Source organism: Lysinibacillus sp. OF-1 (genome assembly GCF_028356935.1).
Taxonomy (GTDB): Bacteria; Bacillota; Bacilli; order Bacillales_A; family Planococcaceae; genus Lysinibacillus; species Lysinibacillus fusiformis_D.
Window position 1 is genome coordinate 2,131,042 of the sequence record NZ_CP102798.1, and the last position, 21,218, is coordinate 2,152,259.

The 21,218-nt window shown below is 40.6% G+C and carries 21 protein-coding genes and 2 riboswitches; of the genes, 13 read left to right on the forward strand and 8 right to left on the reverse strand.

The window, feature by feature from the left end; all coding sequences use genetic code 11:
• Window positions 1-176 precede the first annotated feature (176 nt).
• Window positions 177-360, forward strand: a riboswitch (cobalamin riboswitch).
• A gap of 228 nt (window positions 361-588) precedes the next feature.
• Window positions 589-1,311 carry a hypothetical protein gene (locus NV349_RS10360; RefSeq protein ID WP_271913309.1) on the forward strand — a complete coding sequence of 241 codons (723 nt, stop codon included), beginning with the start codon at window positions 589-591 and terminating at the stop codon, window positions 1,309-1,311.
• A 14-nt stretch (window positions 1,312-1,325) separates the two neighbouring features.
• Here NV349_RS10360 and NV349_RS10365 read toward each other — a convergent pair whose 3' ends face one another.
• A complete protein-coding gene (locus NV349_RS10365) occupies window positions 1,326-1,640 on the reverse strand; it encodes a hypothetical protein (RefSeq protein ID WP_271913311.1) in 315 nt (104 codons plus the stop codon).
• 91 nt (window positions 1,641-1,731) lie between these two features.
• Window positions 1,732-3,669 (reverse strand): elongation factor G, encoded by a 1,938-nt coding sequence (locus NV349_RS10370; protein WP_271913313.1) that lies wholly within the window; start codon window positions 3,667-3,669, stop codon window positions 1,732-1,734.
• A 182-nt stretch (window positions 3,670-3,851) separates the two neighbouring features.
• Window positions 3,852-4,038: riboswitch (cobalamin riboswitch) on the forward strand.
• A gap of 163 nt (window positions 4,039-4,201) precedes the next feature.
• On the opposite strand from NV349_RS10370, the gene NV349_RS10375 reads away from it, so the two are divergent.
• The 3 genes from NV349_RS10375 to NV349_RS10385 all read left to right on the forward strand — a co-directional run bounded on the left by NV349_RS10375 (window position 4,202) and on the right by NV349_RS10385 (window position 7,982).
• Window positions 4,202-5,194, forward strand: coding sequence for an ABC transporter substrate-binding protein (locus tag NV349_RS10375; RefSeq protein ID WP_036122387.1), 993 nt, complete (start codon window positions 4,202-4,204; stop codon window positions 5,192-5,194).
• Between the two features lie 50 nt (window positions 5,195-5,244).
• Window positions 5,245-5,922 carry a precorrin-3B methylase gene (locus NV349_RS10380; protein ID WP_271913317.1) on the forward strand — a complete coding sequence of 226 codons (678 nt, stop codon included), beginning with the start codon at window positions 5,245-5,247 and terminating at the stop codon, window positions 5,920-5,922.
• Between the two features lie 71 nt (window positions 5,923-5,993).
• Window positions 5,994-7,982, forward strand: a complete 1,989-nt coding sequence (locus NV349_RS10385) for a S9 family peptidase (protein ID WP_089932181.1) — start codon at window positions 5,994-5,996, stop codon at window positions 7,980-7,982.
• 97 nt (window positions 7,983-8,079) lie between these two features.
• Here the strand turns inward: NV349_RS10385 and NV349_RS10390 are convergent, their stop codons facing one another.
• Together NV349_RS10390 and NV349_RS10395 are read right to left on the reverse strand one after the other, a co-directional pair.
• On the reverse strand, window positions 8,080-9,276 hold the full coding sequence (locus tag NV349_RS10390; RefSeq protein WP_058843197.1) for a class I SAM-dependent rRNA methyltransferase: 1,197 nt from the start codon (window positions 9,274-9,276) through the stop codon (window positions 8,080-8,082).
• Window positions 9,277-9,338: 62 nt separating this feature from the next.
• Window positions 9,339-10,256, reverse strand: a complete 918-nt coding sequence (locus NV349_RS10395) for an alpha/beta hydrolase (RefSeq protein WP_036126166.1) — start codon at window positions 10,254-10,256, stop codon at window positions 9,339-9,341.
• Window positions 10,257-10,417: 161 nt separating this feature from the next.
• Between NV349_RS10395 and NV349_RS10400 the strand changes: the two genes are divergently transcribed.
• On the forward strand, window positions 10,418-10,894 hold the full coding sequence (locus NV349_RS10400) for a dihydrofolate reductase (RefSeq protein ID WP_036126163.1): 477 nt from the start codon (window positions 10,418-10,420) through the stop codon (window positions 10,892-10,894).
• 58 nt (window positions 10,895-10,952) lie between these two features.
• Window positions 10,953-11,447 (forward strand): HIT family protein, encoded by a 495-nt coding sequence (locus tag NV349_RS10405; protein WP_058843199.1) that lies wholly within the window; start codon window positions 10,953-10,955, stop codon window positions 11,445-11,447.
• Window positions 11,448-11,467: 20 nt separating this feature from the next.
• Here NV349_RS10405 and trhA read toward each other — a convergent pair whose 3' ends face one another.
• Window positions 11,468-12,103, reverse strand: coding sequence for a PAQR family membrane homeostasis protein TrhA (gene trhA / locus NV349_RS10410; protein WP_036126159.1), 636 nt, complete (start codon window positions 12,101-12,103; stop codon window positions 11,468-11,470).
• A gap of 275 nt (window positions 12,104-12,378) precedes the next feature.
• Between trhA and NV349_RS10415 the strand changes: the two genes are divergently transcribed.
• The 5 genes from NV349_RS10415 (at window position 12,379) to msrB (ending at window position 16,138) form a co-directional block, all read left to right on the forward strand.
• Window positions 12,379-13,221, forward strand: a complete 843-nt coding sequence (locus NV349_RS10415; RefSeq protein ID WP_036126157.1) for a DegV family protein — start codon at window positions 12,379-12,381, stop codon at window positions 13,219-13,221.
• Between the two features lie 434 nt (window positions 13,222-13,655).
• The gene (locus NV349_RS10420; protein ID WP_230593921.1) at window positions 13,656-14,585 is read left to right on the forward strand and encodes a GDSL-type esterase/lipase family protein; all 930 of its coding nucleotides are present in this window, start codon (window positions 13,656-13,658) and stop codon (window positions 14,583-14,585) included.
• Between the two features lie 4 nt (window positions 14,586-14,589).
• Window positions 14,590-15,171, forward strand: coding sequence for a YpmS family protein (locus NV349_RS10425; RefSeq protein WP_036126152.1), 582 nt, complete (start codon window positions 14,590-14,592; stop codon window positions 15,169-15,171).
• 12 nt (window positions 15,172-15,183) lie between these two features.
• Window positions 15,184-15,717 carry a peptide-methionine (S)-S-oxide reductase MsrA gene (gene msrA, locus NV349_RS10430; RefSeq protein ID WP_058843200.1) on the forward strand — a complete coding sequence of 178 codons (534 nt, stop codon included), beginning with the start codon at window positions 15,184-15,186 and terminating at the stop codon, window positions 15,715-15,717.
• Window positions 15,710-16,138, forward strand: a complete 429-nt coding sequence (gene msrB, locus NV349_RS10435; protein ID WP_036126147.1) for a peptide-methionine (R)-S-oxide reductase MsrB — start codon at window positions 15,710-15,712, stop codon at window positions 16,136-16,138. Before msrA ends, msrB begins: the two co-directional genes overlap by 8 nt.
• 522 nt (window positions 16,139-16,660) lie before the next feature.
• Here the strand turns inward: msrB and NV349_RS10440 are convergent.
• Window positions 16,661-18,502: a methyl-accepting chemotaxis protein gene (locus NV349_RS10440; RefSeq protein WP_271913323.1), complete on the reverse strand. Its 1,842-nt coding sequence runs from the start codon at window positions 18,500-18,502 to the stop codon at window positions 16,661-16,663.
• A 251-nt stretch (window positions 18,503-18,753) separates the two neighbouring features.
• Between NV349_RS10440 and NV349_RS10445 the strand changes: the two genes are divergently transcribed.
• Both NV349_RS10445 and deoD read left to right on the forward strand, forming a co-directional pair.
• The gene (locus tag NV349_RS10445) at window positions 18,754-18,966 is read left to right on the forward strand and encodes a YozE family protein (RefSeq protein WP_036126142.1); all 213 of its coding nucleotides are present in this window, start codon (window positions 18,754-18,756) and stop codon (window positions 18,964-18,966) included.
• 213 nt (window positions 18,967-19,179) lie between these two features.
• Entirely contained in the window at window positions 19,180-19,887 is a 708-nt protein-coding gene (gene deoD, locus NV349_RS10450) for a purine-nucleoside phosphorylase (protein ID WP_036126140.1), read from the forward strand.
• A 421-nt stretch (window positions 19,888-20,308) separates the two neighbouring features.
• Here the strand turns inward: deoD and NV349_RS10455 are convergent, their stop codons facing one another.
• Together NV349_RS10455 and NV349_RS10460 are read right to left on the reverse strand one after the other, a co-directional pair.
• A complete protein-coding gene (locus NV349_RS10455) occupies window positions 20,309-20,548 on the reverse strand; it encodes a hypothetical protein (RefSeq protein WP_089935053.1) in 240 nt (79 codons plus the stop codon).
• A 311-nt stretch (window positions 20,549-20,859) separates the two neighbouring features.
• Window positions 20,860-21,210 carry a hypothetical protein gene (locus tag NV349_RS10460; protein WP_271913324.1) on the reverse strand — a complete coding sequence of 117 codons (351 nt, stop codon included), beginning with the start codon at window positions 21,208-21,210 and terminating at the stop codon, window positions 20,860-20,862.
• Window positions 21,211-21,218: the final 8 nt, after the last annotated feature.

The window sequence follows — 21,218 nt, forward strand, 5'->3', positions numbered from 1 at the left end:
GCAATTAAAGTGATGCTCAGTGTGACATGAGGAAAACCTAGTATTCTATGCATCCATTTTACATGGAATTATTTTGAAATAATTAGTATTTTTTAGCATAAATTGACTTTGGACATACAATACTTTACAATGATTAGCTAAGGAATAGAGAATTTTCGCAAATTTCCTTACCAACTGAATAGCGTGTAGTAATAGGTGTAAATTGCGTGCAATTTGCTTAAAAGGGAAGTCGGTGCGAATCCGACACTGTCCCGCAACTGTAAATGTGAGCGACTTTTCAGCAACCACTGTCAAATGATGGGAAGGAGAAAAGTGGCAATGACCATGAGTCAGGATACCTGCCTGTTACGAGTACACACCAGTAACCTACGAGGAATAGGAGGTGGCATGTTGACAAAACAGAATGCTCTGTTCGTCACGGTACGTCAAACGCCCAAAGTAAATGAAGGGGTTCGCAATCGGGCTCATTTACACATACTTAGGGTTTGTTTGGCATTGGGTGATGAACGAAGATAAGCGAAGGATTTCCTCAAAAATGGTAGGAAATCCTTTTTGTTTTGACATTATGTACGCAAAGGGGATGCATGTATGACTTCTTTAGATATGAACATTTGTAAGCAGCCACGCACAGAAGTTGCCAAGAAAGCGAAAACAAGAATGGCGGTCGAATCATTGATTGACCAATTATTAGCAACGAAGCTGATCCGCAATGATCGCTTCTTTGAGCAAATTTTATATAATAAAGAAATTATTTGGATACAAAATGGGGATGTGGACGGGCATCTTTTCGCGAAGGCAGCGGTAACCGATCAACTGAAAACGAAGACCAATAGCTTTATGATGTATATGCCCACTAACCCGATTGTCTATGAGGTTAACGGGGAGTCATACCATTTAATTACACGCATTGATTCCACACGTGCCAAGCCCAACCTTGACCGTCTGTCACTGGAGCCAAAGCCTGTTTTAAGTGCAGCACGTGTCAATGATGTATTATGCTCGATTGTGATGCGCTTTTATGAAACATATCTACACGATTTAGCGCCTCAACATGATAAGTTAATAGCCTTTGTGCAGCAGGAATATGCCCAATTTATTGAAGCGGTTCAGGCATTAAATGATTACCATTTCAACTGGCATCCACGCGGCAACGGTCACGAGCTATTGCTGCAATTAATTGATCAACTGCAAATTTTAAAAAGTTATCCTGGTAAAGTGCTAGTTGATTTCACAAACACGCATGACTACGTGATTGTCGAGCCTGCATACCTTGTGCACAGTCCTACAAAGAAAGCAGTAGGCGCATTATAAACTCAAGCCCTCCATCAAACGGAGGGCTTGTTTTTATTTATTTGAAGGGTAGGGGGTAAATACTCTCGTTCGAGCAGCGAATACTCGCGGAAGCAGATGAAATACTCTCGTTCGAGCAACGAATACTCGCGGAAGGAGATGAAATACTCTCGTTCGAGCAGCGAATACTCGCGGAAGGAGATGAAATACTCTCGTTCGAGCAGCGAATACTCGCGGAAGGAGATGAAATACTCTCGTTCGAGCGGGGAATACTCGCGGAAACAGATGAAATACTCTCGTTCGAGCAAGGAATACTCGCGGAAGGAGATGAAATACTCTCGCTCCAGCAAGGAATACTCGCGCAAACAGGGTAAATATTCTCGCTCAAAGCAAGTAAACACCCGCGCAAGCAAACGGCTTCGCGCGGGCAGGATCACCTACTTACAGACAATGCATGGCTGCTTGTGCTTCGTGCCAAGGAACAGAATATCCTTTGCCCTTCGCACAAAAGATGCTGGAGGAGCTGTATTCTGGGTCGGCATTTTTATCGTAGCCAATCTGTGCAATAACTGCCTCTGCATTATGGCACACATCATAGCCATCAAATTGGAGTGTGAGTGCGCCCTTACCATTGGTATAGGCCGCAAAGGTTGTGCTATAGCTCATTAGGGTGGCGACGGGCGCTCGTCCCGTTAGCACAACATCTGTTTCGGATAAGATGGGGTCATCGAATGTGCCAGCAGCTTGCTGTATGTCGCTCATCATGCGGCCGATAAAGTCGTTCGAAGCCTTCATTTTAAAGCGATAATAAGGTTCAAGCAGGATGTTCTGTGCTTGCTCAAGTCCTTGACGTAGCGCACGGAAACTAGCTTCTCGGAAATCGCCGCCCGATGTATGTTCATTATGTCCGCGACCTGTTAGCAGTGTAAAATGAACATCTGTCAGAGGGAAGCCTGTGAGTAAGCCATGGTGATCACGCTCAAACAGGTGCTTTTCAACAAGGCGTTGGTTGCCTACCGATAAATGATCCGCATGGCAGGCATTGCTAAATGTATTACCTACTCCTCGTGGATTGGGCTCCATTAGTAAATGAACTTCTGCATAATGCTTGAGGGGCTCAAAATGACCATAGCCTGTCACCGTCGTCACAATGGTTTCCATATATAAAATTTGGGGCTCGCCAAAGGAGACCGTTAATGAAAAACGCTTCATTAACACCTCTGTCAGTACCTCCAACTGAATAACGCCCATAATGTGCACATGGATTTCCTGGAACTTTTCCTGCCAAACCACACGTAAGGAAGGCTCTTCTGCTTCTAGTAAACGGAAAATTTGTAACACTTCCTTGATATGCTGATGGCCCTCATATTGAACCTTTGCCTGTAGCGTTGGGACAAGCTCATAGGGCTGTGACAGCACAGTAGTGCCGATGCGGTCTCCAATATTGGCCTGACTAAGTCCTTTAACAGCAAAAATCTCTCCCGCTTCAACCTGTTGGACGGTATCAAAGCGACTGCCATTATAGAGGCGAATTTCAGTCACTTTTTCTGTCACTTCTTCAAACGAAAATTCATCCCGAACATGTAAAACTCCCTTGACAGCCTTCATAAATGTTAAACGCTGGTGGCCGTCATGACGAATTTTAAAAACCTCCCCCTCAAACGGTGCATTCACTTCAAAATGGGTGTCTGTTAATAGAGGGAGCTGGGCAAGCAATTCCTTGATGCCCTCATCCTTTAGGGCAGACCCTGTAAAGCAGAGGAAGGCACATTCCTTTTGAATCATGGTCTGTAGCTGAGTAAGACATTGCTCATGCTCCAATGACTCATTCAAAAAGGCATCGAGCAGCTCTTCATTACGCTCAGCCAACCATTCCATGATGCTGCTTGAAACATAATCAGTACGAAGCGGTTCATCGACGAACAGCACCTGCTGGGAACAATCCTTGCGGAGCTGTGTCATAACGGCCTCCACATTGGCTCCTTCGCGATCAATTTTATTGATAAAGAAGAATGTTGGGACATGGTATTTGCGTAAAAGCTGCCACACGGTTTCCGTATGACCCTGTACGCCCTCGACCGCACTAATGATAACAATGGCATAATCCATCACACGAATGGCGCGCTCCATCTCAGGGGAGAAGTCGACATGCCCTGGTGTATCAATCAACGTGTATGTATCGTCGCCTATGTTCATGCGACCTTGCTCGGCAAAAATGGTAATACCACGCTTGCGCTCTAGCTCATGATGATCGAGAAAGGTATCCTGATGATCCACTCGACCACGAGCTTGAATGCTTTGTGTATGAAAAAGTACTTGCTCAGAGAAGGTTGTTTTACCTGCATCCACATGCGCAAGTACACCAATTGTTTTGTACATAACATATCCTCGTTTCTATCTATAGCTATCTTTTCATTGTAACAGAATACTAGCTTATATATTTCTTGTAAAATAGTTCGTATTTTTGTCGAAATAGTGCTAATATAATGATGATTATATATTTAGCAACATACTACTGATTGAGCTACAAATTTTCTTCTGCTAGTCTATCAATAGTATTAATCATTATAGAACGTATTGGTGCAAATGGCATTTGTCATTTGCTTAAAAGGGAAATCGGTGCAATTCCGATGCTGTCCCGCAACTGTAAATGGGGAGTCTGTACAGCATGCCACTGTAGTTTAACTATGGGAAGGCGTATAGATGATGAACCTAAGCCAGGATACCTGCCAGTATGTGTTTTTTGACTAAGAACCACGAGGATGGGGATAGTGATAAAGGTAATGTACCGTTTTTTCACTATGCTACTCTCTTGGCGACAAGAGGGTTTTTTTATGCCCTTCCCACGAATCCTGGTAGCAAAGAAGTCTTTGATTTCTTTCTATAGATGAACAACAAAGGAGAAAAGGACATGAAGAAATGGAAAAGTTTATGGCTGGTGATGGTCATTGCCTTGGTCGCTGTTTTAGGGGCTTGTAATGCAAAGGACAAACCTGAATCAGCAGCGCAAGATGAGAAGGTTGAGCCATCTGAGGCAGCAACGGAAGTAACCATTGACAATAATGAAACAACTCAAACATATAAGGAAGCACCTACAAAAGCGATTAGTTTAAATCAGCATGTGACAGAGATTATGCTAGCGCTAGGCTTAGAGGATTCCATGGTAGGCACAGCTTACTTAGATGATAAAATCTACGAGCCCCTACAAGAAGCATACGATAAAGTGCCTGTGCTTTCTGATCAATACCCAACGAAGGAGCAAGTAATTGATGCCGAGGCTGATTTCTTATATGCAGGCTGGAAGAGTGGCTTTGGTGAAAAGGGTGTTGGAACACCGGAAGAGCTTGAGGAGTTAGGCATTCATACGTATTTACATACGGCTTCCAATATGACAAAGCCAACACTAGAGGATATTTTCACTGATATTCGTAATATCGCAAAAATTTTCCGTATTGAGGATCGTGGAGAAGCCTTAATTGAGCAAATGACGCAAGATGTGGAGGCAATTCAAGCTAAATTACCAAAAGATAGTGAGAAATTACGTGTTCTCGTATTTGATAGCGGTGAAAAGGATGTCTTTACAGCTGGTCAAAACTTTATGAATGAACTAGTGTCAATCGCTGGTGGTCAAAATATTTTTGGTGATGTGGAATCAGGCTGGACAACCGTGTCGAAGGAAGATGCGGTAGACCGTAATCCCGAGGTAGTTGTCGTGATCGATTACGGTGAAACAACGGCCGAACAAAAGATTCAATTCTTAAAAAATGATCCAGCATTAAAGGAGATGGAAGCTGTTAAAAATGATCGCTTTGTCATCCTGCCACTGTCAGCTGCGTCTGAAGGCGTTCGTGCGGCAGAGGCTATTGAAATTTTAGCGAAGGGTTTCTATCCTGATAACTTTTAAAATTCCGAGCTAGCATTGTGCTAGCTCCTTTTTCATAAGGAGCGATATCAATGAATGCATTTCAGAAAAACGTACCAGATCAAACATTTGAAACACTTAATCGTCATGGCGAATTTACACGCTTAGCTGTCAGCCCAGGTATTATTAATAAGCATTATACGCCTGCACAATTTCAAAAAATAGCAGAGATTGCTGGCGAAAAGGGGGCGATTAAGTATTCGGCCTCCTATAGTATTTTAGTGTCCATTCCAACGAGTGCCGTGACAGAGGCTATGCAAGCCTTACGAGAAGTGGGTCTTTATGTTGCACCATCAGGACCCATCATCGCGATGAAGGCCTGTGATTTTTGTGATGGTGAAAAGATGGAGGCTGCTCCGATAACCGAACAGCTTTATCATGCTTTAGAGGGGATCGAGGTACCTGCAAGAGTACGTGTTAACATCAATGGCTGTGCGTCAGCCTGCTACAATGCAGTCTATGATGATATTGGACTCGTTTATCAGCAGGAGAGCTTTGATGTTTATTTAGGCGCTGTACCGATGGGGGCAAAGGCGCAGGCGGGCATGTTATTTGCGAAAAAGGTAGGTGTCGAGCACATTGAAGATTTTTTGCTACAAATGATGAACCTTTATAAGGAACATGCTCGTCCGAATGAACCCTTTTTTAAATTTTATCGCAGAACAAAATCAACCGAATATTGGGAATTAGTAAAAAAATCAATTAACTAGCAGGAATATTACTTAGGGTGTCGAAGTATTGTAGTAGAGTACAGAAAATGACAATACAAAGGAGCAAGAACATGACATCGAAACAAGGGATTCAACCAGAAGATCTTTACCACTTGAAATCAGTAGCCGATCCACAGCTCTCACCTGACGGGACTGAGGTAGTTTATGTTGAGACACGTATTGATGAGAAGAAAAAAGATTATGTCTCGAATTTGTTTTACATAAACCTGAAGAACAAAACACCACAGCAATGGACATTTGGGGAGGATAGAATAAGTTCTCCTATATGGTCACCTGATGGTAGTCAAGTTGCGTTTTTATCCACTAGAACAGGCAAGTCGCAAATTTATGTTCTTTCAAAAGCAGGCGGAGAGGCAAAGCAGGTGACATATTGTAAAAATGGTGTGACATCACCTGTGTGGTCACCATGCGGCAAGAAAATGGCCTTTTCTATCAAGCTAGGTAAAGATGAAACGATTTTGGATAAGGTAACGGATGAAAAGAAAGAAGAAAAAGAACTAAAGCCTCTAGAAATAGACAAGATGAAACATAAATCGGATGCTGCAGGTTTTTTGGATATGGAGCAGTTTAGTCAAATTGCGATCGTCCATTTAGAATCGGGCGAGTTAGAGCAAGTGACGAAAGGAAACAATCATGTCCATCTTGGTACATGGTCACCTGATGGTCAATATATGACGTACTTAGCTGATGTCGCAGAGGATACAGATTTTTCATTTAAGAGCGATATCTATTTATTAGATGTAGAAACAAAGCAAGCGCGTCCGTTAACAGAGGGAACAGGTATGTATTACCAAACGTCATGGTCTCCAAACAGTCGCTTCATCTCTTTCATAGGTAGTGAAAGAGAATTTGAAAATGCTACACAAGCAAAGCTATGGCTCTATGATTTGCAACAAAATCTGCTGACATGTGTAACAAGTGAATTTGACGCCCCTATTGGGGATTTTGCAATCGGCGATTTTCTTCAAGGTGTGGTGTCACCACGTGTTCAATGGTTGAATGATAATCATAGCTTCTACTTCCAAGTAACAGATCACGGTAATGCTGCGATTTATTTCGGAAATATAGATGGTGAAATCTATCCAGCTATTCACGATGATCAATATGTCTATGGTTTTTCACTTGATGCACAACATGATCAAGCAGTCGTAGCCATTAGTACAACGACGAATCCTGGCGATTTATTTTTCGTCAACCTAAAAACGGGTGAAAAAGAACAGCTGACGTCCATCAATGAAGAATTTTTAAAGACGAGAGCATTAGCTGTTCCAGAAGCCATTGAATTTGAGGGAGCAGAGGGCTGGAAGGTAAATGGTTGGATCATGAAGCCAGTTGGTTATGAGGAAGGGAAAAAATATCCTCTAGTGCTTGAAATTCATGGCGGGCCACATGCGATGTATGCCAATACTTATTTTAATGAGTTCCAAATTCTAGCTGCACAAGGATTTGCGGTGCTATATACGAACCCACGTGGCAGTCATGGCTATGGTCAAACGTTTGTTGATGCAGTGCGTGGTGATTATGGTGGCAATGATTATGAGGATCTAATGGCGGCTGTGGACTATGTGCTGGAGCACTATGATTTTATTGATGCAGACCGTCTTGGAGTGACAGGTGGGAGCTATGGCGGCTTTATGACCAACTGGATTGTTGGCCAGACGAATCGCTTTAAAGCAGCTGTGACGCAGCGCTCTATTTCGAACTGGATTAGCTTTTACGGTGTCAGTGATATTGGGTATTACTTTACAGATTGGCAAATTCTTGCGGGACTTGACGATATCGAAAAGCTTTGGCATCATTCACCGCTGAAATATGTCAATAATATCGAAACACCATTGCTCATTTTACACGCTGAAAAAGACTATCGCTGTCCAATTGAGCAGGCGGAGCAATTATTTATCGCCTTAAAGCATCGTAAAAAAGAAACAAAATTCGTGCGCTTCCCTGAGTCCAATCATGAACTGTCAAGGAGCGGAAAACCAACTTTAAGAATCAATCGACTTGAATATATTCGCGATTGGTTTGTGAACTATCTATAAGCAGTATTCAGAGGTGACTTAAGAAATGAATTTCTTAGGTCACTTTTTTATATAAAAAGACAGAATCATAAAGAAATGATTCTGTCTTGAATTCCTGTTAGTCCATTTTTTGAATAAAGACGACCTTCAAATAATTAAATTCAGGGTATTCACGTGAAACACGGAAATCCTTTGGTAAACCGTATTCCTCTACAATTTTATAGCGTGTACGAGTTTCTTTAAATGCTTGGTCAATAAAGCCTTTAAACTTTTTCATCCCAAAGCTAGCATTATTTGTGGAAGCGACAATGATGCCATTTTTAGCGGTAATAGCAATGGCATCCTTCAGTAATTTAGGGTAGTCCTTTGCTGTTGAAAATGTCATTTGCTTCGTACGGGCAAAGCTAGGTGGGTCTAATACAACCAGGTCAAATTGTAAGGCGTGACGCTGCGCATATTTAAAATAATGGAAAACGTCCATTACTTTAATATCCTGTGCTTCATAATCAATTTGATTCACACTGAATTGCTCAATGGTTTTGGCAAGACTGCGTTTAGCTACATCCACACTTGTTGTTTTCATGGCGCCTCCTAGAGCAGCTGCCACTGAAAATGCTCCTGTATAGGAGAATGTATTAAGCATGTTTGTATGGTTTGCATAACGCTCACGAATAGCCAAACGTACCTCGCGTTGATCAAGGAAAATCCCCGTCATCGCTCCGTCGTTTAAATGAACTGCGTATGTCATACCATTTTCCTTCACCATGATTGGAAATTCACCAGGCGTGCCCATCACAAAATCATCCTGTTCAATATACTGCCCTTTGCTATCAAAGCGTTTTTTCTCATAAATAGCTTGGTAGTTCACCGTCTCAGCGAGCGCCTCATACACGACATCTTTCAAGGAGTAAATGCCCTCACTATACCAGCTCACCATGTAGTAGCCATTAAAAAAGTCAATCGTGAGACCGCCGATGCCATCTCCTTCACCATTAAATACACGAAAGGCTGTTGTGTTTTCATTGTTGAAAAATGCTGCACGATTGTCGATGGCTTTTTTGAATTTTTTCATGAAAAAAGTCTTATCGATGGTTTCGTTCACGTCAGTTGTTAGCACCCAGCCAATCCCTTTATTTTGAATACCGTAGTATCCTGTACCAATAAAACGATTATGGTGATCCATGAGCTTGAGAAGCGTACCTTGCTCAGCAGGTAGGCGTCTTGCATCGACCGCATCCTTTGAAATAAGGGGATAGCCTTTTTTTAATTGCTCAGAATAGGGCAGTTGTATTTGTAATGTCATTGTTTGTGTCATCATGTCATCCTTTAAAAAACGTTTTGCTCTATTATCGCACTGTTTGAGCTGGATAGCCAAACTTATTTCAAGAATTCCACAATTTTTGCCACCGTTTCGTTTGTGGCATCTTCAAAATAATTCATTTTACTGAAATAACTATGAATTAAACCTGGCATTGTGACATGTTCTACTGCAACGCCACCAGCTTTTAGTTTTTCTGCATAGCTTAGTCCTTCATCATAGAGAACATCGGCCTCAGCAGCTATGATGATTGTTTTAGGCATGTTACGAACATTCTCTAGCTGAAGAGGGGACACGAGCGGGTTTGTAAAGTTTGCTTCATCTGTATAATGCTGAGAGAACCACTGCATGCCCTGTGCATCTAAGCCGTAGTTTTCACCAAAAAGCTGATAGGATTCCGTTGTAAAGTCGACATTTGTCACGGGATAGATTAGTGCTTGAGCTTGTAACGCTGGACCACCCAATGTAGTAGTTAAGTAAGCAACAACGGTAGCTAAATTTCCACCTGCACTGTCCCCAGCAACAGTTAAGCGATTGACATCTCCACCAAAGGCTTTGATATGCTCAGACACCCATACTAAGCTATCGTAGGCATCATATAAGGGAGTTGGGAAGGGGTATTCTGGTGCTAAACGATAGTCTACTGATACGACAATCGCCTGTGCTTGGTCTGCTAATAGCTGACAGCCTGCATCGACAGACTCTAAATTGCCGTAAACCCAGCCACCACCATGGTAATAAACAATGACAGGTAATGTTTTGTCAAGGACAGGCGTATAGAGACGAAGTGTAATGGCAGCTCCATCTCGCACCGTAATATTGTAATCCTTGATGGATGCTAGCTTTGGTCTGTGTGGTGATTGCCAAAGCGTAGCTGTGCGCATTGTTCTTGCTTCCTGTGGGGTAACTTGGTAATAAGGTGTGCCCGTATGCTGGGCTTCAATATAATGAACAGCTTCTTTTCTTAAAGTAGTCATCTTCATCATTCCTTTATCGTGACGTTGGATATCTCTATTATAAACTATTCATATAATTTTACTAGGATTTAATTTTATAAAAAGAAAATTCATTCATAAATGAGGTGAAATACGCTCATTATGTTTATAATAAAAAAGATGAAAGTATTTGGAGGGACAGTATGATTTCTTTAATTGTGGCACATGATGACAACCATGTCATTGGTTATAACAACGGGATGCCTTGGCATTTACCAGGAGATTTGCAGTATTTTAAAGAGAAAACAATGGGTAAGCCGATGATAATGGGACGTAAAACATTCGAATCCATTGGTCGTCCACTTCCAGGGCGTCGCAACATTGTCATTACGCGCGATGAGAACTACCAAGCGGATGGTATTGAAATCGTGACAAGCTTAGAGGAAGCATTAGCACAAGCTGGAGATGTACCTGAAATCATGATTATTGGTGGTGAGCAAATTTTCCGTTTAGTAATGGAGAAGGCAGATCGTTTATATATTACAAAAATTAATCATGCCTTCCAAGGAGATACCTATTTCCCAAGCTATGAGCAGGATTTTATTGAAATATCATCAGAAAAGCCTGAAACAGCACCAGAAGGCTATACATTCCAATATCAAATTTTTGAACGTAAATAGTGGTGAGACAAGCGCGGTTTTAGTAGACCGTGCTTATTCTGTGTTTAGGGGAGATTCGATGGGAAAAATAACATTATTGAGTGGAGAAATGGCTCATGTTGATTGTTTGAGCTGTGCAATCACAAGTGGACAAATTGAACCCAATGGAGGTGTTGTCGTTGAAACGGATTATTTTCACGCTCACCAGGATGTAGCGTACCCCATAAAGGGATTAGTCATTTTAGCTTCAAAACGTCATATTCATGGCTTTGATGAATTAAAAGAACATGAAAAAATGGACTATATTAACCTCTTAACAACAATTAGAAAGGCTCAAAGGGAAGTATTAGGTATAGAATATGTTTATTACTTTTACAATGAAGATACGACACACCACTTCCATACTTGGATGGTGCCTCGCTATGAGTGGATGAATGGATTTGGGCGTTCTGTTGAATCCCTGAGGCCAATTTTACTGCATGCTAGGCATAAATTGAATGATGAAGAGAATGACAAAGAGGTAAAGGAAGCCATTGCGCTTTTACGAGAATCCATAAAAAAACGCTCCTTATGAAGGGAGCCTTTTTTTATAATTTATAAATAGAAATAGACACAAGCATACATAGAAGCACAGCCCGCCAGTACAAAAAGGTGCCAAATCGCATGGTTGTAGGGTAGGGAGCGCCATGCATAAAACATTGCTCCAATGGTATAGAATAGCCCACCTGCTAGCAGCAAAGCAAAGCCATAAAAACCTAAGTAGAGATAAACGGGCTTAATGGCGAAAATAATTAACCAGCCCATACCAATATAAAAAATCAAGGAAAGTACTTCGAAACGATTAATAAAGAAACATTTAAACAGCACACCGAGTACAGCGAGTGACCAAATAATACATAATAATGTCAAGCCTAGTGTGCCACCAACAGCAATTAATAAAAACGGCGTATAGGTGCCGGCAATTAAAATATAAATGGACGAGTGGTCCAAAATAGCAAAAAAGTGTTTATATTTTCCTGGCATACTGTGTAGCAATGTAGACATTAAAAACAAAATGATGACAGACGCACCAAAAATGCTAAAGGTTGTAATATGTAGTGCATTTCCTGTTTGGACGGCTGCTAACAATAAGACAACCAGTGCCGGAATACTAACAACGAAACCAATACCGTGTGTAATGGCATTCCATAGCTCTTCTTTCCATGATTTATAGTCAAATGAATCCACCATTTGAAACACTCCTTTCGTTCATGTATTTACTATACCCCAATAATTTATTCTTGAACATTTACATTTGTCATATATTTCATATCAAAAATGTCATAAGGCTGTCATATTCTTTGAGGGGCATTGATAGACAAGAGGTGGGCGAAAACGCTATAGTATCCAAGGTAGCGTTTACATGCAAGTTAGGACAGGGCATTACCTAATGACAAATGTCATGTTTACATAATGATTCATTAGTCTATATAATAAATTTTAATGAAGTAAAAGGATGTGTCGAAGTGGGACGAATTCATATAATAACGGACTCAACTTGTGATTTAACAAAAGAAGAAGTAGCACAACATGGCATACATATCGTGCCTTTAACGATTCAAATTGATGGTCAAACATATACAGATGGTGTGGATTTAGAGCCACAGTCTTTTTTAGGCTTAATGAAAAATGCGAAAAATTTACCGAAAAGTTCACAGCCAGCTCCAGGGAAATTTAAAGAATTATATGATGAGCTTGGAAAAGATGGGGATCGAATTATCTCCATCCATATGACAGGTGGTATGAGCGGAACAGTGGAATCGGCACGCCAAGCGGCACAAATGACAGACGCTGATGTAACAGTCATCGACTCACGCTTTATAGCGATTGGTCTCGCTATTCAACTACGTGAAGCCATCCGCATGCGTGATGAGGGCGCAACCGTAGAGGAAATTGTGGCACGTCTGGACAAAGTACGTGACAATACCTACCTATATGTTATTGTAGATACGCTTGAAAACCTAATTAAAGGTGGTCGAATTGGTAAAGGAAAGGGCTTTATCGGTTCACTTCTAAACATCAAAGTCATTGCCAACCTTGAAGGCGGCGTTTACAACCCTGTATCAAAAGTACGTAGCCATAAGCAGGTAGTCAATTACTTATTTAAACAATTTCAAGAAGACACAGCTGGAAAAACAGTCAAGGCAGTGGGCATTTCCCATGCAGATGGCCTATTAACGATGGGCAATCCATTAAAAGCCTTAATCGAAGAGACGGGTTTTAACGATGTAGAAATTGCATTCACATCCCCAATCATCTCGACACACACAGGCCCAGGAGCCATCGGTTTTATTTATTTTGCAGAATAATAGTGAGGAGCTACTACATAAGTAATTGTAGTGGCTTTTTTTCATGCTTAGATCATATTGGACACATTCGAGAGATGAGCGTTTTGTACGACTGCACTCTAAATAAGAGCGCTTTACCGCTAAAGAAGAGTAGCTTCGCATTTGCCTCAAGGCTGAGCGGCTTCGAATGAGGCATGAGCGCATTTGCCTCAAAGCTGAACGTCTTGGAATCAGATGAGAGTACTGCCATCAAAGGTGAGCGACTTTACTCGAAATAAAAACACTTCACCACCAATCATGAACAAACACTAGCTATTCCTATTATAAAGCCACATTACCCAGTGAAGAAACTTGGCAGGAGCACAAAATTATGGAGAACTAAGGGTTAGTCACTTTTCATTGCGGCATGAACTATTCTATAATAGAAGTAATAGAAAGGGATGGAAGGTGGTCAAATGGACATTTGGCGATTTATGTTGTCGTGTTTGACCGTCTTAGTACTAAGTGGTTGTGCAATATCAATCGATGAACCGAATCCGCAAGCAGAACCTGACGGTGAGCAAGCAGGGACGGAGCAAGATATGACGCAGGATGAGCAACAAACAGAGGATGAGGAAAAACCCTCTAAGAATATGTTGACACAAATATTTGAACATTTTTTTGAGCCATCAGCAGAGGATTTATCGCAAATTGATGAAGAACAAGCAAAGCAACTACATTACTTGGCACTTGGAGATTCGTTAACAGATGGTGTCGGTGATGAGTATAGTCAAGACGGTTATGTTGGAAGATTAGCAGATTCATTGCTCGCATGGCCCTCGATTTCAGATGTAGATGTAGATAATCGAGGCAAACGAGGTAGACGCAGTGATCAACTACTAAAATTAGTGAAAAAAGGGCATTATGATGAAGAGTTGCAAGAAGCACAGCTTATTTCCTTAACAATGGGTGGCAATGATGTCATGAAGGTCGTCAAGCAGGATTTATTTAACTTGAAGCGGGACGCTTTTGATAAGGAGCTGCGAGCATATAAAGAACGTTACAGCAAAATCGTAGAAGGCATTCGTGCAAAAAATCCGACAGTGCCCATACTACTCATTGGTTTTTATAATCCATTTTCAATTGTAACCAATGAGGCGAATGAATTTGATACAATTATCACAGAATGGAATAATGTGATTGAAGAAGTAGCAAGCAAGGATTCCAATGCTTGCTATGTATCAGTAGAAGATTTATTTGATTCAAATGAAGAGCTCGTCTATCATACAGATTTTTTCCATCCGAATGCAAAGGGATATGAAAAAATGACAGAGCGTATATTAGCAGCAATGGAGCAGTGTGGTATGGAAAAAAAGATTAACAAGGCAATAGGCTTCGAGGAGTGACAAAATGAATAAATGGAAAGTCGCGTTTTTCGCCTTAGCAGGCACAGTGCTTTTTGCAATCCTCCTCGTCGTTTTTTTAGCAACTAGACCAGTGGATGGCGTCAACGTTGCGAAGAGTTCAGCAGGTGAAAGTGAAAGCAAAGGGAACGTACTCGTTGTGCAAACAACAACAAAGGAATTAGAATCGATATCGAAAAAGTATTTAAAGGATGCAGCGAAGGGCTCACCTTTACCGCTTGATTTTACAATTGGCAATGATATTCAATTAAGAAGCACCCTAACGGCATTTTATACGGAAGTTCCGATTTCCATGAATTTTGAACCGATTGTAGATGACAAAGGCAATATTATTTTAAAGCAGACGAGAATGAATGTTGGACTACTGAAAATTCCACCAGAAACGACTATGAAAATTATGCGCGATTCGGTGGAATTTCCTTCATGGATTACGGTGCATCCGAATGAAGCGGAAATTTATATCGATTTATCCCGCATCAACATCGCTTCAGGATCACGTGTCCGTGCCAAAGAATTAGACTTACCAAATGATAAAATTCTATTGGAAATTATTGTTCCTGGTGAATAAGGAGTGAAAACAATGGCAAAGCAATACGCAACCTTTGCAGGGGGCTGTTTTTGGTGCATGGTCAAGCCCTTTGACGAAACACCTGGCATTGTCTCAGTGCTATCAGGCTATACAGGTGGACATGTTGTCAATCCTACCTATGAACAGGTATGCTCTGAAACGACAGGTCATGTAGAAGCTGTACAAATCGTTTTTGATGATGAATTATATAGCTACGAGCAATTACTAGCGATTTTTTGGACATTGATTGATCCAACTGATGCAGGGGGTCAATTTTTTGACCGTGGAGAGTCTTACACAACGGCCATTTTCTATCATGATGAGGAACAACGTGAGTTAGCAGAACGCTCGAAGGCAGATTTAGCAGCGTCTGGGAAATTTGATAAACCAATCATGGTAAAAATCCTGCCAGCCAGCACCTTTTATCCGGCTGAGGATTATCACCAGCATTATTATAAGAAAAATCCAATGCACTATGAGCGCTATTCGATTGGATCTGGTCGCAGAGCGTTCCAGGAGCATCACTGGGGGAATAAACATGAGTAAAGAACAACGTTTAAAAGAATTAACAGATATGCAATATTACGTCACACAGGAAAATGGCACTGAGCCCCCATTCCGCAATGAATACGATGATCATTTTGCAGAAGGCATCTATGTAGATATTGTTTCTGGGAAACCATTATTCAGCTCACTCGATAAATACAACTCAGGCTGTGGGTGGCCAGCTTTCACCAAGCCGATTGAAAAAGAGCAAGTAACCGAGCTTTTCGATACATCCCACGGCATGCGTCGTGTGGAGGTGCGCAGTAAAGAAGCCGATTCCCATCTAGGACATGTCTTCCCAGACGGTCCAAGTGAGCAAGGAGGCTTGCGCTACTGCATTAACTCAGCAGCGCTCCGATTCGTCCCCAAAGAAGATTTAGAAAAAGAAGGCTATGGCGAGTATCAATCGTTATTTAAATAATCCAATCCTAGCAAGGTAGCTCTTGCTAGGATTTTTTTGTTTTGTAACCTTAAGGTGATGAATTTACTGATGAGGAGGAACTTGCAAAGTGGAAGGATAGACTTTGCAGATTGAAGGATAAAACGCTCAGATTGGTGGATAGAAGCAGCAAAGTGGAGGATAAAACTCATAGATCGATGGATAGAAGCAATAAAGTGGAGGATAGCTCAGCAAAATGAGAGGAGAGTCAGCAGAGTGAAGGAGAAAACGCTCAGATTGGTGGATAGAACCAGCAAAGTGGAGGATAGAACTCATAGATCGATGGATAGAAGCAATAAAGTGGAGGATAGCTCAGCAAAATGAGAGGAGACTCAGCAGATTGAAGGATAAAACGCTCAGATTGATGGATAGAAGCAAAACGAAGGATAGCCCACCATTTCAACAGAGAATCCTTTATTTGAATGATCGAATCTTCAAATTGAAAGGACAGCCTCTCAAAATGAAGGAGGAACCAGCAAAATGCTGGATCCTCTTTCGAGTGACTTATACTTTAAATTCGCTCACTAGGTTACGTAAGCTATCTGCTTGTTGGGCGAGCTCGGTGGCTGCTGCGTTGATTTCCTGCATGGATGCGGAGCCCTGGGTTGCGGCTGCCGCTGAGGTTACCGTGTTGGCTGCTGATTGCTCGGCATAGGCATTGACATGCACGAAGTCACTTGCTACTGCATTGCTAGAGTCAAGTGTAGTCGCAATTTTATCTACCATAGCTGCGATAATCGTCGTTGTTTCCTCTGTATGCGTTAAAATATTGGCTAAGGATTGGTTCGTTTCATTTGTTACTTCCACGCCTCGGATAACAGTTGTCACTCCTTCATGATTTTGGGCAATGATTGACGTAACTTCCTGCTGGATGGACGTCACAATCGTTGTTACTTCTTTCGCTGCGCTTTGTGATTGCTCTGCAAGCTTGCGAACTTCATCTGCTACAACTGCGAAGCCTCGTCCATGTTCGCCAGCGCGTGCCGCTTCAATGGCCGCGTTTAATGCGAGAAGATTTGTTTGCTCAGAAATGGCTGTGATGGTGCCGATAATCGATGTGATGTCGGCAGATTTACGACCTAATGCTTCGACCGTGGACGTTGTGGAAGCCATCGTTTCTTCAATGGATTGCATAACAAGCGAGGATTGTTCCACAGAGCGGCTGCCTTCATCGGCTGCTTGCTGCATAGCGACAGAGGCACGATGGACGGCACTTGCTTGTTCATTTAATTGATGCACGGCATGCTCTAAGTCGCTCATCTTTTGCTGGGCACTATTCATACTTGAAATCGTATTGTCACTATCACTGGCAATATCAGCTGTGGCATCAGCAATATCCTGAATCGTTCGTGCATTTTCATCAGCTAACGACATCAGCTCCTGGCTACTGCTTGATACATGATCCGCTAATTCACTGACACGGCGAATTAAATTAGAAATTGACTCGATTAATGTATTCGTCGAGGCCGCAATGATTGAAAATTCATCACGATTACGTACTTTTACACGTCTTGTCAAATCGCCTCCTGCCTGTGCAATATCAAGGATGGAGTCATTAATAGCCTGTGTATTTCGTTTAAGTGATTTAAAGAGCATATAACCAAAAATGATGATTGCTAAAAAGCCAACAATTGACACGATAAAGAACGTAGTAATGGAAAGATTGACCTGTTGATTAAGCTTGTCTAATTTGGTTTTATTCGACTCGTCCATGACCACATTAATAGATTCAATATTGTTATCGATATGCGTTTTCATCGTTTCTCCGGTGGCACCCATCATGAGCTTACGGGCTTGTTCAAGTCCGAGTTCGTCGCGCATCGTCATGACTTTGTCTGAATAATCTAGGTAATTTTTATAATATTGCTCAATGGCCTGCATATGACTTAGCTCTACTTGTCGTTCTTGAAATTGTTCTTTTAAGGCAGACAGCTTTTTGTTAATAGTATCAATTTTCATATGATAAGAAGTAGAATAAATACCATTACCTGTAATTAAATAGGATTGTTCTAAATTTGTTAGTCGAGCAATTTCATACGCAAGCTGATTGACAGTTAACTGCTCTTGGACGTTTTTCTTCGTAAAGTCTTCCATTTGTTGCTGCAAATTTTGTATATTGACATAAGACAATATACCCATTATACCGTTAATCACAATAAGCAGCGCAAACATAATAAGCACTTTGCCCCGAATTAAATGGTAAAAACGTCGTCGTTTTACTTTAATAGGAGGGGGATTGTTCCCGGGTTCCTCTTTTGTAGCAGCTTGCCTTTTCCTCAAAAAGCTAAGCATAAAGAGAGACGGGCGTTTTTTCGCTGTATTACGAGTTTTTTGAGTTTTTTTCATCGCCATCACCTTCCTATTTTTTTCAATAATCGATTTCAATTTTATCTTATTTTACTAGATATTTCTATTATTATTTCTAAAAATTTAAATTTTTCAGATAAAATACACCGTGACTAAAGTCAGTATTGTCCGAGAAAATAGTTCTAAAAGCATGAATAGGTAAAATATCTTAGTGGTGGGAATTATGACGAAAGCTATTTTTTTTGATACACTAGCGAAAAGCCAATGTTTTAAAAAGGGGAAATTGTTTCATGAAAAAAAGTTTTTATTTGTATGTATTAACATTCCGAGGAGGTGATTGGTCAGACCCTAAAGTCCGCTTTGCAGAGGAAATGTTTCAGGAGCATAATTTTCCAAAACAGAGCACAGACTTTCATGAGCTGTCCGACTATATTGAATCCTACGCTACGGAAAACTTAACAATCGAAACATTCGATACTTTATGGGCGCTTTATGAGGAATAAGCTTGCTTGTATGAAAAGATCGATGATGCCTCGGCGAATTGGCGTCCAGATTTTTCGGGCAAAAGAGTAGAAGTTATCCTAAGCGCTTCATGTTCTGAACTGCGTCGCTGAATCAAGATAAATATTTTTAGTTGCTAGACGTCTAGCATTGCGTAAATGACAGAAACACAGTATTATTTATAGTGATAACTGACAGAAAAGAGGGATTGTAGTATGAGTATTCATATTAATGCAAAAAAAGGTGAAATCGCTGACACAATTTTACTTCCAGGAGATCCATTGCGTGCAAAATACATTGCAGAAACATTTTTAGAAGATGTAATTTGCTACAATGAAGTACGTAATATGTTTGGTTATACAGGTACGTATAAAGGTAAACGTATTTCTGTACAAGGAACAGGTATGGGTGTGCCATCTATTTCTATCTATGCAACAGAATTAATGCAAGAATATGATGTGCAAAAGTTAATTCGTGTAGGTACTTGTGGTGCAATTCAAAAGGATGTTAAAGTGCGTGACGTCATTTTAGCGCAAGGCGCAACATCAGACACACGTATGAACCAAATCATTTGGGGTGGTGCTATCGACTTCGCACCAATCGCTGACTTTGACTTATTATTAAAAGCTTACAACGCAGGTAAAGAGGCTGGTCTTAACTTACAAGTAGGGAATATCTTCACAGCAGATTTATTCTACTCAGACGAGCACCAAAACGAAAAACTAGCACAATATGGTGTGCTAGCTGTAGAAATGGAATCAGCAGCCCTTTACACATTAGCTGCCAAATTCGGCCGTAAAGCACTTGCAGTTCTAACAGTAAGTGATCATATTATCACAGGCGAAGTAACAACTTCTGAAGAACGTCAAACAACGTTCAATGACATGATCGTGGTAGCGTTAGACGCAGCGATTCAAGACTAAGCTTACCAAGGGTTTATTGAATTGGACTAAATTTCAAAGGACTAACCTTTAAAGACTTATATGAATGGCCTATTAGGTGACTGAGTAAATCAGAGCCTAATGGGCTTTTTAAATCGAAGTGATTTGAGGAAGCATTACATAAGGACTTGTCTGTAACGACTGCTATTTTAATTTTTGGATAGGTTGAAAGTCACTTCTGATTACACTTTCATTTTTATCGCTTTAATAATTAGTAAAATTCCTAAAATACATAAACTCCCAGATAAAGCATGAAGGATTATATTCCATCCTTCACTGACATTCTGGAAATATTTGATAGATAAAGCTACACCATATAAGCATAATAATATACCCCAAATTCCTCTAAACAATTTCATATAATTCCTTCATCCTTCTTTAATTTTTAATAATGGCTATTACTTTAATTACTCTTATTTTGATTCGTACTAAAAATACTGATAAACGATACTACGCACAGCAGGAACAGTAAAAATAATCTTAACCAATCCATGGAATGCCAAAATTCTCCACCACTAACAACAGAAGGACTTGTACCATACTCATCAACATAAATACCTAAATTCCAAAATAATTTAAGCGAAATAAGTAATGAGAAAAAACTTAGTAAAAATACAGCGATTGATAAAATCGGTTTCTTCATTTTAAATCCCCTTTTGAATAAAATTATTAACTAAATACCACCTAATTTTACCATAAATAACCGTTGTATCAATAATCTGGTGTGATTCTTCTTTTTCAAGTGCCACAGAACAGCATTGAGCGAATCGAGATACATTAAGATGGATAATTAGTTACGTAATTTGCTCTCTGCTGTTACATTAAAACCTTGCATTAATGGCTTTATTGGATTGACACAGCAAGCGGTTTATGGACTGATATGTGAGAGAGCCTGTGCGAGCATAACAAAAGGACTTGCCATTAGCAAGTCCTGTTTAAATAATAGAAAACTCATTATTGTAGACCAAATTCTTCTTTCATGCCTAATGTACCGTTATAAAAAATTAATTGAGCAGAACCGCCACTAACTCCTTCATACCAATAGGTCTCTGTTGTAGCATTGGGTGTAGTCATATCTCCTCCAAATTCACCTATACCTAAAATGGATTCTACTTCCTCGAGAGACATTCCCTTCACAGTTGCCTTAACTGCGTTCACGATAAGATTTTGTGCTATTTCCACCCAAAATTGATTGGCTTCATCCAGTGCAGACTCTAAATAAAACTCGGATTCAAGTTCAGCAACAGCAACTTCTTCTTTATTAACAGCCTCTATTTTTTTAAAAAACCTATCAAAGAACCCCATTAATTGCA

What these genes read in the sequence shown, in the direction of transcription:
- NV349_RS10360 (WP_271913309.1), top strand. Translation starts at nt 589, where the DNA reads ATGACTTCTTTAGATATGAACATTTGTAAGCAGCCACGCACAGAAGTT.
- NV349_RS10370 (WP_271913313.1), bottom strand. Translation starts at nt 3,669, where the DNA reads ATGTACAAAACAATTGGTGTACTTGCGCATGTGGATGCAGGTAAAACA.
- NV349_RS10375 (WP_036122387.1), top strand. Translation starts at nt 4,202, where the DNA reads ATGAAGAAATGGAAAAGTTTATGGCTGGTGATGGTCATTGCCTTGGTC.
- NV349_RS10380 (WP_271913317.1), top strand. Translation starts at nt 5,245, where the DNA reads ATGAATGCATTTCAGAAAAACGTACCAGATCAAACATTTGAAACACTT.
- NV349_RS10385 (WP_089932181.1), top strand. Translation starts at nt 5,994, where the DNA reads ATGACATCGAAACAAGGGATTCAACCAGAAGATCTTTACCACTTGAAA.
- NV349_RS10390 (WP_058843197.1), bottom strand. Translation starts at nt 9,276, where the DNA reads ATGACACAAACAATGACATTACAAATACAACTGCCCTATTCTGAGCAA.
- NV349_RS10395 (WP_036126166.1), bottom strand. Translation starts at nt 10,256, where the DNA reads ATGACTACTTTAAGAAAAGAAGCTGTTCATTATATTGAAGCCCAGCAT.
- NV349_RS10400 (WP_036126163.1), top strand. Translation starts at nt 10,418, where the DNA reads ATGATTTCTTTAATTGTGGCACATGATGACAACCATGTCATTGGTTAT.
- NV349_RS10405 (WP_058843199.1), top strand. Translation starts at nt 10,953, where the DNA reads ATGGGAAAAATAACATTATTGAGTGGAGAAATGGCTCATGTTGATTGT.
- trhA (WP_036126159.1), bottom strand. Translation starts at nt 12,103, where the DNA reads ATGGTGGATTCATTTGACTATAAATCATGGAAAGAAGAGCTATGGAAT.
- NV349_RS10420 (WP_230593921.1), top strand. Translation starts at nt 13,656, where the DNA reads ATGGACATTTGGCGATTTATGTTGTCGTGTTTGACCGTCTTAGTACTA.
- NV349_RS10425 (WP_036126152.1), top strand. Translation starts at nt 14,590, where the DNA reads ATGAATAAATGGAAAGTCGCGTTTTTCGCCTTAGCAGGCACAGTGCTT.
- msrA (WP_058843200.1), top strand. Translation starts at nt 15,184, where the DNA reads ATGGCAAAGCAATACGCAACCTTTGCAGGGGGCTGTTTTTGGTGCATG.
- msrB (WP_036126147.1), top strand. Translation starts at nt 15,710, where the DNA reads ATGAGTAAAGAACAACGTTTAAAAGAATTAACAGATATGCAATATTAC.
- NV349_RS10440 (WP_271913323.1), bottom strand. Translation starts at nt 18,502, where the DNA reads ATGAAAAAAACTCAAAAAACTCGTAATACAGCGAAAAAACGCCCGTCT.
- NV349_RS10445 (WP_036126142.1), top strand. Translation starts at nt 18,754, where the DNA reads ATGAAAAAAAGTTTTTATTTGTATGTATTAACATTCCGAGGAGGTGAT.
- deoD (WP_036126140.1), top strand. Translation starts at nt 19,180, where the DNA reads ATGAGTATTCATATTAATGCAAAAAAAGGTGAAATCGCTGACACAATT.
- NV349_RS10455 (WP_089935053.1), bottom strand. Translation starts at nt 20,548, where the DNA reads ATGAAGAAACCGATTTTATCAATCGCTGTATTTTTACTAAGTTTTTTC.
- NV349_RS10460 (WP_271913324.1), bottom strand. Translation starts at nt 21,210, where the DNA reads ATGGGGTTCTTTGATAGGTTTTTTAAAAAAATAGAGGCTGTTAATAAA.